Genomic DNA, 16,093 nt, shown 5'->3' with positions numbered 1-16,093 from the left:
ACTTTTACAAAATCTTCATAATCAGCGCCTTTCGCAACCGTTTGCGTTATTTTTTTTGAAATAAACCTACGTTTCCCTCTGATAATATTCATTAATTTGAGCTTATCACATTACCAATAGATAGGTAAATTATATGTTGGATATAGCAAGAAGTGAGCGGAACAATAGGATAAAATTTGGAGGAGAATTCAAGTCATTTGAAACCAATGATAAGGGGTTGGTAATGGTGACAGAACACTTCAAATATGAGCTTTCATTTTACAATGAACGCACAGTGAGAATTCATCAATCTAGTGATTTTGAGGATGCTAATCCATACTCGGTTATACAAACTCCAAGTAAGGTTGCTTTTGATATCGAAGACAATGATGATTCAATAGTTGTTACCTCAGCTGAATTAGATATTGTAATAAACAAATCGCCGATACTTTTTACTTTTTTGAATAAGGAAGGTAAAGTCATTAATCAAGATGAACCAGGATTGGGAATTCAATCTCAGGGTGATCAAAAGACCATTTATAAAAAATTACAGGAAAATGAGCGCTTTGTAGGTTTAGGGGAAAAGACTGGTCCGCTCGATAGAAGAGGAAGCGGCTATCAAAATTGGAATACCGATCACTTTGCGTATGATATAGAAGCTGATCCATTATATGCTTCAATCCCTTTTTATATTGGACTTCACAATGAACTTAGCTACGGCATTTTTCTTGATAATTCCTACAAAAGTCATTTCAACTTTGGTGCTTCAAACAATAGATTTTCAAGTTTTTCTGTTGATGCAGGGGACATGGACTACTATTTCTTTTCCGGTTCTGTTTCGGAGATTATTGAGTCATACACCTGGCTGACAGGACGCATGTCCTTACCTCCTATGTGGAGTATTGGTTACCAGCAATGTAGGTATAGCTACTATCCGGATACCGAAGTACTTGATGTTGCTAAGAAATTCAGAGACAAGGATATTCCTGCTGATGTCATTGTACTGGACATCCATTACATGGATCAGTATAAAATATTTAGTTGGGATAAAGAACGGTTTCCAAACCCTGAACAAATGATTGATCATTTAAAGGAAATGGGGTTTGAGGTGGTTGTCATTTGCGACCCGGGCATTAAAACTGAAGAAAAATATGAGCCATACACATCTGGGAAGGAAAATGATGTTTTTCTGAAATACCCGGATGGTTCCTTTTACGAAGGTGAAGTTTGGCCAGGATGGTGTCATTTTCCTGACTTCACAAAGGGAGAAACCAGAAATTGGTGGAAGGATATGATGAAATCATACACGGATATTGGGATTAAGGGCTTCTGGAATGACATGAATGAGATAGCCACCTGGGGTCAGATGCTCCCAGAGAATATTGAATTCGAATTCGAAGGAGAGGGAGCCACCACCAGAAAAGGAAGGAATATCTATGGAATGCAAATGGCTAGAAGCGCATTTGAAGGTGCGCAAGATAATCTTGATGGGAAAAGGCCATTTATTTTGACCAGAGCAGGATTTGCTGGTGTTCAACGATACAGTGCCCTTTGGACGGGAGATAATGTTGCCAATGACGAACACATGCTGCTGGGTGTTCGAATGGTCAATAGCTTAGGACTCTCAGGAATACCATTTTCAGGATATGATGTAGGTGGTTTTGCAGGGAATGGGCAGAGTAATTTATTTGCTCGATGGATTCAAATAGGTGCGTTCTCACCATTTTTTAGGGGCCATTCGATGATCAATTCTCATGACTCAGAGCCATGGTCATATGGTGAAGAGGTGGAGGAGATTTCTAAAAATTACATTCGATTACGGTATAAACTTTTGCCGTACATCTATCATGCCTTTGTTCAAGCTTCTGAAAAAGGAACGCCAATCACACGTAGTTTATGTATTGATTATACCAATGATGACAAGATCTATGAATCTGATTATGAGAATCAGTATTTGTTTGGAGACAGTATTCTGGTAGCTCCTTTGGCTAGTGATCAACGATTTGGTAAAATATATCTACCGGAGGGTAATTGGTATGAATTCTTTACTGATGAAAAATTTGACGGTGGCACAGTAATGATACGTGAGTACGCGCTTGAGCATCTACCACTCTTTGTTAGATCATCATCAATTATTCCAGTGTATTGCGATCACACTGAAAATTCGAAAAACATAGGAGAGTGTCTTGAAATCCATATTTATAATGGAGACGAGCCATGTGCAACTGAATATTACGAAGATGATGGGATCTCGAATGAAAATTTAAGCGGACTGTTTCACAGACGCGAAATTGCTTTTGATTCAAGTGCAAAGTCCATCGTTTTGAAAAAGGCAGAAGGAGATTATACTTCTAAGATCAAGCACATGAAGCTTGTTCTCCATGGTTTCACTAAAAATGAATTAAGCAACTGGACCAATGGAGAGTTGAAGGATGGCTGCAACGCCTACGTTCAACCAATTTCCAATTTTGATCCATTTGAAAAGGACCGCAGAGACAATTTAAAATCTGATAATGTATTTACGATCGAAAGCACTTACTCCAATGAGGAGATGGTTTTTACTTGGTAGTCTTTTTATACTGTTTGGTTGCAAAGCTGACAACAGTCTAAAAACGCTTAATGATCCTCTTGTAGTAGGGCTAGCATCTCCAATAAAATTAGATCTTCAAACGACTTATGTTGTCCTTGAAGATTATGTGTTGAATCCTGAAAGGTTAGATTCAGTCACGACAGATGGTCCTTTCTTTCTAGAAATTGATAATTCAATTTTGACCATCACAGGTCGGCCAAAACTCGGATTATATAACCTAACTTTTTGGGATGATGGAGTTGGTGAAAGCGTACTCTTGAAAAGAACAAAGAAGACCATGTACTCTTTTTTATTCCCTTCAAAAGGATCAGAAAAAAAGGTCATGATAAAAGGTGAATTTAATGCTTGGAATCCTAATAATACGGTTTTAGAAAAGAAAGGAAATTCATTTACAACATATGAAATGCTCTCTCCCGGTACCTACCAATACCTTTATGTTGTTGATGGCAAAGAATTTAGAGACCCACATAATCCGGATTCTATTTCCAATGGAATGGGAGGGTGGAATTCAGTAATTGAAATACAAGGTCCTGAACCTGAAAAACTTCCAACAATTAAAACCAGCGCATATGCTGGTGGTGGTATTAGTCTAACCTGTCAAAATCCAATCCAGGGAATCTATGCCTACTGGAATAATACCCTGATTCCTAATGACTTAATCCGCATAGAAGGGAATGAAATCAACATCACATTACCTGAGAATGCGAAGCTTATTGATCGTTCCAAAATCAGGTTGTGGGCTTACAATGACGAAGGGGTTAGCAACGATGTATTGATTCCGTTGAATAAGGGTTCAGTAGTTTCTTCAGCTGATCAGCTTGGTCGTAATGATTATGAAGCAATGGTCATGTATTTTTTAATGGTTGACCGATTTAACAATGGGAATCCAACAAATGACAAACCGCTTAATATCCCTGAGGTACATCCCAAAGCCGACTATTTTGGTGGTGATTTGGCCGGTATCACTCAAAAAATTCAAGACGGTTATTTCCAGGATTTAGGGACGAATACGATTTGGTTATCACCAATCACTCAGAACCCGGAAGGAGCTTTTGGAAAGTATCCTGAACCGGAAACCAGCTTTTCAGCTTATCATGGATATTGGCCCATATCCAATGTACGAGTAGATTATCGATTTGGGTCAGGTGAAGATTTTCGATCTTTGGTCAATGCAGCTCATGATTCAGACATGAATGTGTTATTGGATTATGTAGCCAATCATGTCCATGAACAGCATCCGATTTATCAGGAAAATCCAGATTGGGCAACCAACCTCTATTTACCAGATGGATCTTTGAATACCGAGCGCTGGGATGATCATCGATTGACCACCTGGTTTGATACCTTCATGCCAACCCTTGACCTCTCTCGAATGGAAACTGTGGATCCAATGACTGATTCAGCGATTTTTTGGCTGAAAGAATATGGCATAGATGGATTTAGACATGATGCGACTAAGCATATTCCGGAAATATTTTGGCGCGTGCTAACTAAAAAAGTTAAGCAACAGGTTGTAATGGAAACTGAACAGCCAGTTTTTCAGATTGGAGAAACTTACGGCAGTCATGAGCTGATTAAAAGCTATATCTCAACAGGTATGTTGGATGCTCAGTTTGATTTCAACATGTATGACAGAGCCGTTTCAACTTTCGCTGGTGAAGGTTCAATGAGTAGCCTTGCCAACGCCCTAAGGGAAAGCATTAAATACTATGGGGACCATAACCTCATGGGTTATATCACGGGTAATCAGGATCGTCCAAGATTTATTTCATATGCGGACGGCTCACTGAAATTTGGGGAAGACACGAAGTACGCTGGTTGGAATCGGGAGATTAGCATTCAAGACACGCTGGCCTATCAAAAGCTGTCTGCTTTGACTGCTTATATGATGAGTATCCCTGGTATTCCATGTTTATACTACGGCGATGAATACGGCTCCCCCGGAGGAAATGATCCGGACAATAGACGACAAATGCAGTTTGATAATCTCGATAGACATCAATTGGCAACAAGGGAGCGGACAAAAAAGATGATTGAGCTTAGAAGGAATAACCTGGCTTTGATCTATGGAGATACAGAGATTCTGGAAGAAGGCGATACGTATTTGGTTATTTCCAGGCAATATTTTGATAATCAGGTGATTTCAGTTTTCAATATCGGTTCAAATTCGATTGATATTGAGGTACCTGCTGAAGGTAAAATCAATTTCTATGGGGAATTGAATGGAGAAATGTTGACTCTTCCACCTAACTCATTTGAGATGATCACAATCAACTAATATGAAAATACTAACCAATCTAACCTTACTTTTCTTAATCATTTCCTCATGCTCTCAATCAAACGCTGAAAAGCAGGTTGAGGAGGCTATAATAAGCTTCCCTGAGAGAGCTAAAGACATGGTGATTTATGAGGTGAATATCAGGCAATATACGCCAGAGGGAACCTTCAATGCTTTTGCAAGTCACATTCCACGCCTTAAGGAATTAGGTGTGGACATCCTTTGGGTCATGCCAATACAACCCATTGGAGAAAAGAATCGAAAAGGTGGATTAGGAAGCTATTATTCAATAAGAGATTATACCGATGTTAATCCGGAGTTTGGTAGTCTTGACGACTTCAAAAATTTGGTAAATCAGGCGCATTCTAATGACATGATTGTCATTCTTGATTGGGTGGCGAATCACACGGCATTTGATCATGAATGGACGGAAAAGCCGGGGTATCACAATACCGATTCAGCAGGGAATGTGACCTGGCCTGAAGGGACTGATTGGACAGATGTTGCAGATCTGAACTATGAAAACATGGATATGCAGAACGAAATGATCGAGTCATTGAGGTACTGGGTGAACGAAGCGGACATTGATGGCTATCGATGTGATGTGGCAGGGTTTGTACCAATGGAATTCTGGAATCGAGCAAAAGATTCATTGGATGTCGATAAAGATCTTTTCATGCTTGCCGAGTGGGACGAGCCCAAAATGCACGAAGACGCCTTTCACATGACTTATGGATGGGGCATGCATCATTACATGAATGAAGTAGCGAAAGGACATAAGAATGCTGACTCTTTAATTGCATTCATAAATAAAGACCTTGATAGATATCCAGCTGATGCCATTCGAATGAACTTCACTACAAACCATGATGAAAATTCCTGGAATGGGACAGTCTTCGAACGATTTGGAGAAGGACACAAAGCATATGCGATATTTGCTTTTACCGTTCAAGGCATGCCATTGATTTACAGTGGTCAGGAGGCCGGACTAGATGAACGACTTGCATTTTTTGAAAAGGATACGATTGAATGGGGCGATGTAAAATATCAGGATTTCTATGCTTCTCTGGTTGATTTAAAAAAGAATAACCCCGCTCTCTTTAACGGGACATATGGTGGAAAACCTGAGTTTATTGACGTAGGAAATCCTATGACGATTGCCTATTCAAGAAAAATGGGGAATAACCAGGTAGATGTGATCATTAACTTATCAGAAGAGCCTCAGAATGTAACGATTCCTGAAACACTCAGTTTTTCAGATGTCTTTGGTGGAGGTCAAGTGGATGCTACAGTTACTGAACTACAACCTTATCAATATTTTGTTGGATCAAAAACAGAAGGTAATGAGTAACATTTCACTGAATTCAGAAAAGCCTAGACTAAGTTTTTGGCAGATTTGGAACATGAGTTTTGGATTCCTAGGCATTCAATTTGGTTTCGCTTTGCAGAATGCCAACACGAGTAGAATCTTTGAAACGTTAGGAGCAGACACGAAGAATCTGGCTTTTTATTGGCTTGCAGCTCCAGTGACCGGACTGATTGTTCAGCCAATCATTGGTTATTTAAGTGATCGAACCTGGCATCCAAAATGGGGAAGAAGAAGACCTTTCTTTGCTATAGGAGCCATCCTTGCAACTTTTGCGCTTTTTATCATGCCCAATTCACCAACGTTGTGGATAGCGATTGGCATGCTTTGGATAATGGATGGATCCATCAATATCAGTATGGAGCCTTTTCGGGCATTTGTTGGAGATATGTTGCCTCCGGATCAGCGGACCAAAGGTTTTGCCATGCAAAGCTTTTTCATTGGAGTAGGAGCTGTAGTAGCCTCAGCATTACCATGGATTTTCACCAATTTGATCGGAGTGAGTAACACCGCTCCGGAAGGCCAGATTCCTGATTCAGTCAAATGGTCTTTTTACGTTGGTGGTATCGCATTTTTGGTTGCGGTAATGTGGACGGTATTTACAACCAAAGAATATCCTCCATCTGAAGAAGACATTAAAGAATCAAAAACTCCGGGTCCATTAAATATCAAGTTTAGCCCAAGGCAATACATGGCCAGAGGTTTAGCACTCTTGTTCGTAGGAGCAGCACTTGCTTCATGGTTTACCATCGAGGCATTTGATCCTCAGCTATATGTACTTTGTGGAATTTTTGGGTTGTTTGGATTTTCCTATGTGATTGGTTCCATTTTTATGGGTCGGAATAAATATCACAACGGATTTGTTCAGATTGTTCGTGATTTTCAAAACATGCCTAAAACCATGGTTCAACTGGCTTATGTTCAGTTTTTTTCCTGGTTTGCACTCTTTGCAATGTGGATTTACAGTACTTCTGCTGTTACAGCTCATATTTATCTGACAACTGATACAACATCGGCTGCTTATAATAATGGAGCTGATTGGGTTTCCCTTTTATTTGCCGGATATAATGGTGTTGCGGCACTGGCTGCATTAGCTTTACCACTTCTTGCCAAGGTGGTTAGCAGAAAAGTTACGCATATGATCGCTCTTATCTGTGGTGGACTTGGTTTGATCTCATATTATTTTATTCAAGAGCCTATGTGGCTAGTTCTATCAATGGTAGGAGTAGGTATTGCATGGGCAAGTATTCTTTCAATCCCTTATGCGATGCTATCCGGTTCCCTACCACCTAAAAAGATGGGCTATTACATGGGAATCTTCAATTTCTTCATTGTGATTCCTCAGATTGTAGCGGCAAGTATTTTAGGCTTCCTGGTAACAACTTTCTTTGATAGCGAGTTTATTTATGCGATCATCCTGGGAGGTATTTCGATGATTATATCAGGCCTTCTCTGTCTCAAGGTTGATGATAAGGATGAAGTTGCAATGAAAGATGGTGAGGCCTAAATTCGGGGTATAATGACAAAACTTGCAATAGGTATAGATATTGGCGGAACCAACTCTAAGTTTGGAATAGCCGATAGAGACGGAAACATTCTGGTTCAATCACGAATCAAGACGCAGCAATATGCTGATTTTACATCATTCATTTCAACCCTAAAAGCAGAGATTGAAAAAATCTATTCTTTAGACGAAGTAATAGGAGTAGGAGTAGGAGCTCCCAATGCGAACTATTACGATGGAACAATAGTGGATCCACCAAATCTTCCTTGGAAAGGTGTCTCCCATTTTGCTGATGAAGTTGAAAAAGTATTTGGACTTAAATGCGTGCTTACCAATGATGCCAATGCTGCTGCTCTGGGTGAAATGGTCTATGGAAAAGCGAAAAACATGAAGGACTTTGTAGTTCTTACGGTGGGTACTGGCTTAGGAAGTGGTATTGTAATAAATGGTGACCTAGTGTATGGTAAACACGGATTTGCGGGTGAGTTGGGTCATACATTAGTGAATGCAAATGGAAGGTATTGTGCCTGCGGTAAACGCGGATGTCTGGAAACCTATGTGAGTGCTACAGGTATTCGAAGGACTGTGTACAAGTTGCTCGCTGATCATACAGAGCCTAGCCTCCTTAGATCAATAAGTTTTGATGATCTAAGTACGCGAACCATTACGGAAGCTGCTGCAAAAGGCGATTATATCGCGATCGAAGCATTCAAGTACACAGGACGAGTTTTAGGAATGAAATTGTCAGACTTCATAGTGCATACAGATCCCGAAGCTATATTTTTGTTAGGAGGATTGTCAAAAGCTGGCGATCATATCTTTACCCCCGCCCAGGAGAACATGGAGCGCTATCTAATGCCGCTTTTCCTGGATAAGAAGATACAACTACAACCCTCAGGATTAAAAGATGATGATGCTCCAATCTTGGGTGCTTCAAGTCTGGTTTGGAAATATTTAGCCGGGTAAACCGGAGTGTGTAAAGAATTTATTAGAATGAAAAATATAGGAGTTTTTACTTCAGGAGGTGATGCACCGGGCATGAATGCCTGCGTACGTGCAGTTGTTCGTTCCGGCCTAAGCCTTGGTTTAAATGTATACGGGATCAGGTATGGATATAATGGTATCATCAGTGGAGATATGTACCTCATGAAGTCTTATTCGGTTAGTAACATCCTTCAGAAAGGAGGGACGATACTTAAGTCAGCCAGAAGTGAGGAATTCAGAACCAAAGAAGGACGGAAAAAAGCATATGAGCAGCTCAAAGCAAAAGGCATAGAAGGATTAGTTGCAATTGGCGGGGACGGCACATTTACTGGAGCCAATATTTTCTATGAAGAATATGGAATCCCGACAGTAGGCGCACCAGGTACCATCGATAATGATTTGTATGGCTCTGATTATACCATCGGATTTGACAGTGCTGTAAATACAGCCTTGGAAGCGATCGATAAAATTCGAGATACGGCCAATTCACACGATCGGGTATTCTTCATTGAAGTGATGGGACGGCACTCTGGTTATATTGCCATCCATTGCGGCATAGGAGGAGGAGCTGAGCTAGTTATGGTACCAGAGACATCCACTACCATTCAAGACGTCATAGATACCTTAAATCAAGGCAGGGATAAGGAAAAAACATCAGCCATTGTGATTGTAGCAGAAGGGGATGAGCAAGGAAATGCACATGAAATTGCCAACAAAGTAATGAAAAAGCTACCTAAATTGGATATTCGTGTATCCACATTAGGTCACCTACAAAGAGGAGGATCACCCTCTTCCTTGGATCGAATTTTAGCAAGTAGATTGGGATTAGCTGCTGTTGAAGGATTAATCAATGGTAAGGCGAACGTGATGGCAGGGATAATTGATGATAAGGTGGTTTATACAAGCTTCAAATTGGCTATAAGCAAAACCAAGCCAATAAGTAATGAATTGATGCGACTGGTTGAGATCATGAATACTTGATGATCGATTGCAGTTACTGATTTAATGTGAATTCAAGCTAACCTTAGGCTGATTTCAAAGATTATCATTCGGTAAATATTTTTTTTAATTCTATACTCACACAATAACAGGAGAATAGCTTATTCCAGCGGGTACATCATGCCGTTTGTCGAAAGAAAAATCTCTTGCCAAACAACCTGCAGTATTTTCGCTTCTATACTTATTTGGAATTAGCATGAGAATCAGTATTCTGACGGTTTTAGTTATTATTTCTTTTAGGCTTCTTGCTCAGGATTTCCCATCTGTTTTAGCAGATAAGGAATGTATCATTCTTGACTTAAGCGGATCAGTTGAGAGAGAAAATAGCGATTTAATCTATAAGTGGGATTTAGGCGATGGAACAGAAGCATACGGTATTACCGTAGAACACTGCTATGATTCTATCGGAGAATTTCAAGCCTCCCTTTCAATCATTGATCCTATTTCATCTGTGAATTTTGATGATGAGTATGGTGAGACCATTGCTGTTCTACCAGCCGTATCTCTTGAAATAGTAGAAGCAAAGGGTGAATTTGGATTGGATTTAGAAGCTAAGTTGACTGGCTCGTCAATAACTGATGCAACGTTTTATTGGTCTTGGGATAATAGCCATGAGGCTGATAAAAAACTTTCCGGCATTAAAAAGGACATTAAAGTCAGAGTTTTGGCCCGCTTCATGTTTCAAGGTGAAGAAACCTTTCTTTCCAAAGAAATTGTAGTCGGACAATAACCATACCCTAAGCGCATGAAAAATTTAATAATAATCTCACTTCTTTTCCTCATATCTTCAGAGGGATATAGTCAACTGGTGCCCAGCGAATTTGAACAGATTACACATCTAGTCACCTTTGGTGCAGACAGTGAGCCTGGATGGGGAGACGATGATCACACACAGGTTTTCTTCTTCATCGTACCGGAATCATTTACTAAGCCTGTGTATATCCGTGTTTTTGATCCGGATACCGGGGGTAAACACGATGAACCCAACGGCGAATGGGATACACGAGTCAAGTTTAGTGTGTATGGAGGAAAAGGAGCTCACTCTGAACCTGATGCGAAAAAAATAGACCCGGTGGGTAATTATAAAAGTGGAACATTACTGGCTACCAAGACATTCAAGGCTGATGAGAGATACGATGGTAAATGGTATACGTTTGGTCCGTTTAATCCACAAGAAGGGGAAGTCTTCCCGCAATTGAGTAGTAGGGTATTCAAAGTAATTGCAGAAGGTGTAGCAGGTGATGACGGCAATTTATATAAGTATTTCCTGAGTACTAAGAACTCTGAAAATCAAGACGTTGAAGGATCCAATGCATTTACCTATGAATATTCATTTAGGCTTCCCGAACGTAAGAGCTCTGTTGCTCATTTGTATCCATTCATTGATGATGATGTGGTTTCGATTACCCAGCACAATTTTGATTTTGATTTCGAAGGATCAATCCTTATCTACTCGATCGCTAAAAATCGTCATCGTGCTACTCCTAGTAAGAACAAAGAATGGGGTCGAAGCAAGCACCCTATTATTGATGAGGAGAAAAACACCACAGTAGATCTTCAGATTGTAAAAGGGCGCACGTCTAGAAATGATATGGTATGCTATGTGACGAATCAATATGATGAAGCAGTTGCCTTCTTTTCTGTACCGGTAGGTGGTCCTCCCAAGTACAAGTATAAGTTGAACGTACGCTACAAAGACAAAAATGATGGAAACAACTAAAAGAGCAATCTTATTATTTATCCTTTCAGTCGTTACGTTCGCTATCCAGGCTGGTCCTAAGGATTTTAGGTTTGTTTTATATAACGCAGAAAACAACTTTGATGGCGAATATATTTACTCACTTCTGCAGGATGATAAGGGATTTTTGTGGATCGGTTCTGATGATGGACTTTATCGTTTCGATGGTATGGAGATGCTTAAACTTAATAAGGAGGATACAGTTAAATCAATCGTAACCGCATCAACCATTTCAAGTGAAGGATACGTTTATATTGGATATATTCAGGGAGGGATCAGTGTTGTAGAGCATGGTCGTTATCGAAAACTACTCTCAACGGATGAACTTCCAAATCGAGTAGAGCAGTTAAAAGTTGATGATTCAGGTGTCCTTTGGGGGTTAACCAGGAATCAGGGATTGGTAAGAATCGAGAGGGGCGCTCATGAAAAATTTCAATTACCAATTTTTAATGAGCTGATTAGTAATGATTTTATCACTATTAAAAATAAGCTGTTTGTTGCTACTAGCGACGGATTGGAAGTTTTTACAATTGAAGATAATGATCTGGAGCATTCAGGATCTATCCAGGGTCTTGAAGGAATAAATACAACTGCTCTGTATCTGGATAAAGATAATAACAACCTTTTGTGGGTGGGGACAGAAGAAGGAATGTACAGGTATTATTTCGATAGTAATCGTTTACAAAATGTTTCAGAATTCCCAAATGATTTCCGTGTTAGTTCCATAAATAAGGATGATTTAAATACTCTTTGGGTCGGAACCTATAACAATGGGTTGGTAGAAATGGATCTGCAGAAAGACGAAGTTTATACGTTGACTCATTTCAATGTTTCATCGGGATTCGAAAGTAACGAGATAGGCAAGGTTTTTATTGACAAAGAAAATGAAGTGTGGGTAGGAACTTTTGGAAGGGGATTGGTTCAGCTAAATCGAAAATATTTCAACCACTATGAGTTATTTAAAACCATAGATGTCCAGGGAGTTAGAAGTGTAGCTAATTATCAGGAGGATCAACTTTTACTCGCTACAGACAATGGTATTATTCGTGTTTTCAAAAAAACGATGAGGGATAGCCTTGTATTTGAGAAATTATCTTATTCCGAGGATTATTCATTTACTTCTCTTGCTGTTTTAGGAAAAGAAGTATGGGCAGGAACCCAAAATAATGGTGTGTTAAAGATTGACCTGGAGGCCGGTAACATTAAGAAAGTATTCCTTAATCCATTGGACCCTGTAAATGCATATCTCATTAGAGACATCCAATTGGATGCTAAGAACAATATTTGGGTGTCTGCTGCCGCCAATGGTGTGTATCATCTGACCAGGGAAGGTGAACTGATAAATCACTACAATACCCGAAATGGATTCTATCACAATGAAATATTCTCTATCTACCCGGATCGGGCAGGTAACGTTTGGTTCGGAAGTCATGCCGTAGGCTTGGCGGTCCTTAGGAATAACGGTGAAATGGAATTTCTTACCCGAGATAAAATATTCCCAGCTTACGACATCAATTCGATTATTCAGGATGATAGCGGTAAAATATGGATAGCCACAGCCGGGTCTGGTGTTTATAGCTTTGACGGTGAAAGCTTTAAACAGTTCAGCACGGAGGATGGCATGCTATCGAAATTCTGTAATGCTGTTATGGTTGATGATATCGGTAATGTATGGGTTGGACATAGACTGGGTTTAAGTCTCATTCAGCCGGAATTTGAAGTTGTCAGAACCTTCAATCATCCAAGCGAACTTGGGGAAACTGAGTCTGAGTTAAATTCGGTTTCAAAAGATGCAGAAGGCAATGTGTACTTCGGTAATCCATTTGGTATTACCAAAATAAATATCCCACATTTTTTCTTTGATTTAAGTAAAAGAGAATCTCATATTAAGGACATCAGACTCTATTATCAGAACGTAGACCTCTTGCAATTTTCAGAGTCAGGAAAGGTCAATGATATCCTACCTTCAGATTTAACATTCGAGTATAACGATAACCATCTTTCGTTTGATTTTGTGTCCATTAATTTAAGAAATCCGGAAGCAATGTTTTATCAATATACACTTGAAGGGTACGATAAAACATGGTCTATGGTGGGGAAGACCAACAAGGCTACTTATACCAATTTAGATCCCGGAACCTACACATTCAAAGTGAAAGAGTCCGATCATTCTGAACTTTGGAATGACACAGATTATACCAGTATCACATTTACGATTGCTCCTCCCTATTGGCGTACTTGGTGGTTTTATCTAATGCAACTTGGTGTTTACCTGTTTATAATGTACCTAACACTGACACTTTCCTCACGTTTCAAATCGCAATTCTTAACGAGGTTGATGGTGTATGTGAGTCTATTCATTTTATTCGAGTACATACATACCGAAGTAGAACCTTATATGGAAAGAATTACCGGAGAGATTCCAATCTTTCAAGTGGGTACTAATCTATTGCTTGCGCTGATATTGCTGCCTGTAGAATTCCGTCTCTCTGCTTTCCTTGAAAGAAGGGCATCACGTCAGCAAAAGATTGATAGCGCAATGGATAAAATCACAAAATCAAATACAAATTAAGCATGAGATTTTTGATAAAGGCTTTTGTTCTTTTACTTGTATTCCAGTCTTGGGGACAATCAATTACATTCAGTACCACTAGAGCTGCTGACGCAGAATTTGAAAAATACTCTTACGCGAAAGCTGCTGAGTTATACAAAGCCAGTCTTGATCAGGTAGATGACAGCCTGTATGTTTATCAGCAATTAGGGCTCTGTTATCAAAACATGAACAACTCAGAGCAGTCGGAATACTATTTCTCAAAAGTGGTATCAAGCCCTGATACACCTCCTGAGTTCAGCTATTATTATGCGCAAGCATTGGCTTCAAATAGCAAATATGAGGAAGCGAAAAAATGGTATGGAATTTATCAGAATAAGGCGAAAAATGATCCAAGAGCTGCGGAGAAGATCGAAGCACTAAGCAACTTGCAAAGCTTTTTCTCCGATAGCGCCAAGTTTGAGATTAAAAGGATGCCGTTCAATTCACCCGGTTTAGATTTTAGCCCGGCCATCTATCAGGATGGAGTGATATTCGCATCTTCCAGGCCTACCGGAAATGAATGGATTAAAACCAACTTTAACTGGGACGAATCTCGATTCCTTGATCTTTATCAAGCAAAACCGACTTCTGATGAAGCAGAGTTATTTATTGATCACATTCAAACAAAGTATCATGAAGGTCCACTTGCTTTTTACAATAATGAACAAAAAGTGGTTTTCACTAGAAATAATGTTCAAGGCAAAAGATTAAAAAAGGACAATGAAGGAGTGACCAGGCTAAAGCTCTTTTTTGCAGATGCTGATGGCAAAGGAGGGTGGACCAATATCCAACCTTTTGAGTATAACAGTGATGATTACTCCGTTGGCCATCTTGCAATCAATGAGGAAGGAAATGTAATGATATTTTCTTCTGATATGGAAGGAGGGTTTGGTCAATCAGATCTATATATCGTCTTCAAAGAAGGTGAAAAATGGTCTAAACCTAAAAACTTAGGTGAAAAAGTGAATACTGCTGGAAAAGAAATGTTCCCATCATTAGTATCCAATAATCTTTATTTCGCATCTGATGGAAGAGGAGGACTTGGAGGTTTGGACGTCTTTGAAGCCAATCTGAACAGGGTATTTGATGTAGTCAAAGTGAACAATGTTGGATCTCCCATCAATAGTAGTAAAGACGATTTTGGATTAGTTTCCAATGACAACTTCAGGTCTGGATACTTTACTTCAGCAAGAATAGATTCATTAAAGGATGATATCTATTATTTTGAACGAGATTACTATCAATTAAAGGGAGTAGTATTAAATGCAGTTAGTCGAGAACCTATTCAGGGTGCAGATGTATTCATTCAATCTGAAAATGACAATCAGTTTTACAGAAGATCAGCATTAGACGGCAGTTTCCTGGTAGAAGATATTGAACCGATGAGTTGGGAAGTATCCGGAGTTAAATATGAATACCAGAAATCAGCGATTAAAAAACTCAACATTGAAGAAGATAAAGCTGAGTACCAAATTGAAATTCTATTATCACCATACGAAAAGTTCCCTGTTGACCTTCCTGCTCCGTTAGAAGAGTACTTAAAAGTAGTTTCTGTAGAATCACTAACAAATGATGCCAGCACAGGTTATGTTGTAAATGGAGACACCTTATCTGTAAATCCCATCTATTATGATTTTGACAAATCTGAATTAAGAGTAGAGGGGAAAGAAGAGCTCGATAATTTGATAAGGATTATGAATAAATACCCAAACCTGATTATCGGTTTGTTCTCTCATACGGATATACGAGGAAATGAAAAATACAACTTAATACTGTCGCAAAGAAGAGCAAATGCGGCAGCAGATTATTTGATTGAAAATGGCATTCACCCTGAATTGATTCAGCCAACCGGCAAGGGTGAATCTACACCAGCCATTGATTGCTCTGACTGTACCATCGAAATACACCAAAAAAATCGAAGAACGGAGTTTGTAATAGTGGGGGTGAAAAATGAATAAAATCTTCACCTAGATTTTACGTCCGTTCAACGAAAAGTATGGCCTCAAAGCCGAAAATATAATAATTTATTATGCATGCATAATAAATTACGCAATTACTAAGA

Annotated in this window: 10 protein-coding genes; all 10 read left to right on the top strand. The window is 39.4% G+C overall.

Annotation, left to right across the window (positions count from 1 at the left end; translation table 11 throughout):
- Positions 1–133 precede the first annotated feature (133 nt).
- The 10 genes from ACOMC3_RS10625 (at position 134) to ACOMC3_RS10580 (ending at position 15,989) form a co-directional block, all read left to right on the top strand.
- Positions 134–2,548, top strand: a complete 2,415-nt coding sequence (locus tag ACOMC3_RS10625) for a glycoside hydrolase family 31 protein (protein WP_420315865.1) — start codon at positions 134–136, stop codon at positions 2,546–2,548.
- Entirely contained in the window at positions 2,493–4,847 is a 2,355-nt protein-coding gene (locus ACOMC3_RS10620) for an alpha-amylase family glycosyl hydrolase (RefSeq protein ID WP_420315864.1), read from the top strand. Before ACOMC3_RS10625 ends, ACOMC3_RS10620 begins: the two co-directional genes overlap by 56 nt.
- 1 nt (position 4,848) lies before the next feature.
- A complete protein-coding gene (locus ACOMC3_RS10615; RefSeq protein ID WP_420315863.1) occupies positions 4,849–6,198 on the top strand; it encodes an alpha-amylase family glycosyl hydrolase in 1,350 nt (449 codons plus the stop codon).
- A complete protein-coding gene (locus ACOMC3_RS10610) occupies positions 6,191–7,720 on the top strand; it encodes an MFS transporter (protein WP_420315862.1) in 1,530 nt (509 codons plus the stop codon). Before ACOMC3_RS10615 ends, ACOMC3_RS10610 begins: the two co-directional genes overlap by 8 nt.
- Positions 7,721–7,732: 12 nt before the next feature.
- Positions 7,733–8,683: an ROK family protein gene (locus tag ACOMC3_RS10605; protein ID WP_420315861.1), complete on the top strand. Its 951-nt coding sequence runs from the start codon at positions 7,733–7,735 to the stop codon at positions 8,681–8,683.
- A 27-nt stretch (positions 8,684–8,710) separates the two neighbouring features.
- Positions 8,711–9,682, top strand: a complete 972-nt coding sequence (pfkA, locus tag ACOMC3_RS10600; RefSeq protein ID WP_420315860.1) for a 6-phosphofructokinase — start codon at positions 8,711–8,713, stop codon at positions 9,680–9,682.
- A 214-nt stretch (positions 9,683–9,896) separates the two neighbouring features.
- On the top strand, positions 9,897–10,430 hold the full coding sequence (locus ACOMC3_RS10595; protein WP_420315859.1) for a PKD domain-containing protein: 534 nt from the start codon (positions 9,897–9,899) through the stop codon (positions 10,428–10,430).
- 15 nt (positions 10,431–10,445) lie between these two features.
- Positions 10,446–11,420 carry a hypothetical protein gene (locus tag ACOMC3_RS10590; RefSeq protein WP_420315858.1) on the top strand — a complete coding sequence of 325 codons (975 nt, stop codon included), beginning with the start codon at positions 10,446–10,448 and terminating at the stop codon, positions 11,418–11,420.
- On the top strand, positions 11,404–14,010 hold the full coding sequence (locus tag ACOMC3_RS10585) for a ligand-binding sensor domain-containing protein (RefSeq protein ID WP_420315857.1): 2,607 nt from the start codon (positions 11,404–11,406) through the stop codon (positions 14,008–14,010). The genes ACOMC3_RS10590 and ACOMC3_RS10585 overlap by 17 nt, the downstream gene beginning before the upstream one ends.
- Before the next feature lie 2 nt (positions 14,011–14,012).
- On the top strand, positions 14,013–15,989 hold the full coding sequence (locus tag ACOMC3_RS10580) for an OmpA family protein (RefSeq protein ID WP_420315856.1): 1,977 nt from the start codon (positions 14,013–14,015) through the stop codon (positions 15,987–15,989).
- Positions 15,990–16,093: the final 104 nt, after the last annotated feature.

Source organism: Ekhidna sp., from assembly GCF_965212185.1.
Taxonomy (GTDB): Bacteria; Bacteroidota; Bacteroidia; order Cytophagales; family Cyclobacteriaceae; genus Ekhidna.
The sequence above is the reverse complement of the archived record's forward strand: the minus strand, read 5'-3'. Positions and strand labels throughout refer to the sequence as shown.

What these genes read in the sequence shown, in the direction of transcription:
- ACOMC3_RS10590 (WP_420315858.1), top strand. Translation starts at nt 10,446, where the DNA reads ATGAAAAATTTAATAATAATCTCACTTCTTTTCCTCATATCTTCAGAG.
- ACOMC3_RS10595 (WP_420315859.1), top strand. Translation starts at nt 9,897, where the DNA reads ATGAGAATCAGTATTCTGACGGTTTTAGTTATTATTTCTTTTAGGCTT.
- pfkA (WP_420315860.1), top strand. Translation starts at nt 8,711, where the DNA reads ATGAAAAATATAGGAGTTTTTACTTCAGGAGGTGATGCACCGGGCATG.
- ACOMC3_RS10580 (WP_420315856.1), top strand. Translation starts at nt 14,013, where the DNA reads ATGAGATTTTTGATAAAGGCTTTTGTTCTTTTACTTGTATTCCAGTCT.
- ACOMC3_RS10585 (WP_420315857.1), top strand. Translation starts at nt 11,404, where the DNA reads ATGATGGAAACAACTAAAAGAGCAATCTTATTATTTATCCTTTCAGTC.
- ACOMC3_RS10610 (WP_420315862.1), top strand. Translation starts at nt 6,191, where the DNA reads ATGAGTAACATTTCACTGAATTCAGAAAAGCCTAGACTAAGTTTTTGG.
- ACOMC3_RS10615 (WP_420315863.1), top strand. Translation starts at nt 4,849, where the DNA reads ATGAAAATACTAACCAATCTAACCTTACTTTTCTTAATCATTTCCTCA.
- ACOMC3_RS10620 (WP_420315864.1), top strand. Translation starts at nt 2,493, where the DNA reads ATGTATTTACGATCGAAAGCACTTACTCCAATGAGGAGATGGTTTTTA.
- ACOMC3_RS10605 (WP_420315861.1), top strand. Translation starts at nt 7,733, where the DNA reads ATGACAAAACTTGCAATAGGTATAGATATTGGCGGAACCAACTCTAAG.
- ACOMC3_RS10625 (WP_420315865.1), top strand. Translation starts at nt 134, where the DNA reads ATGTTGGATATAGCAAGAAGTGAGCGGAACAATAGGATAAAATTTGGA.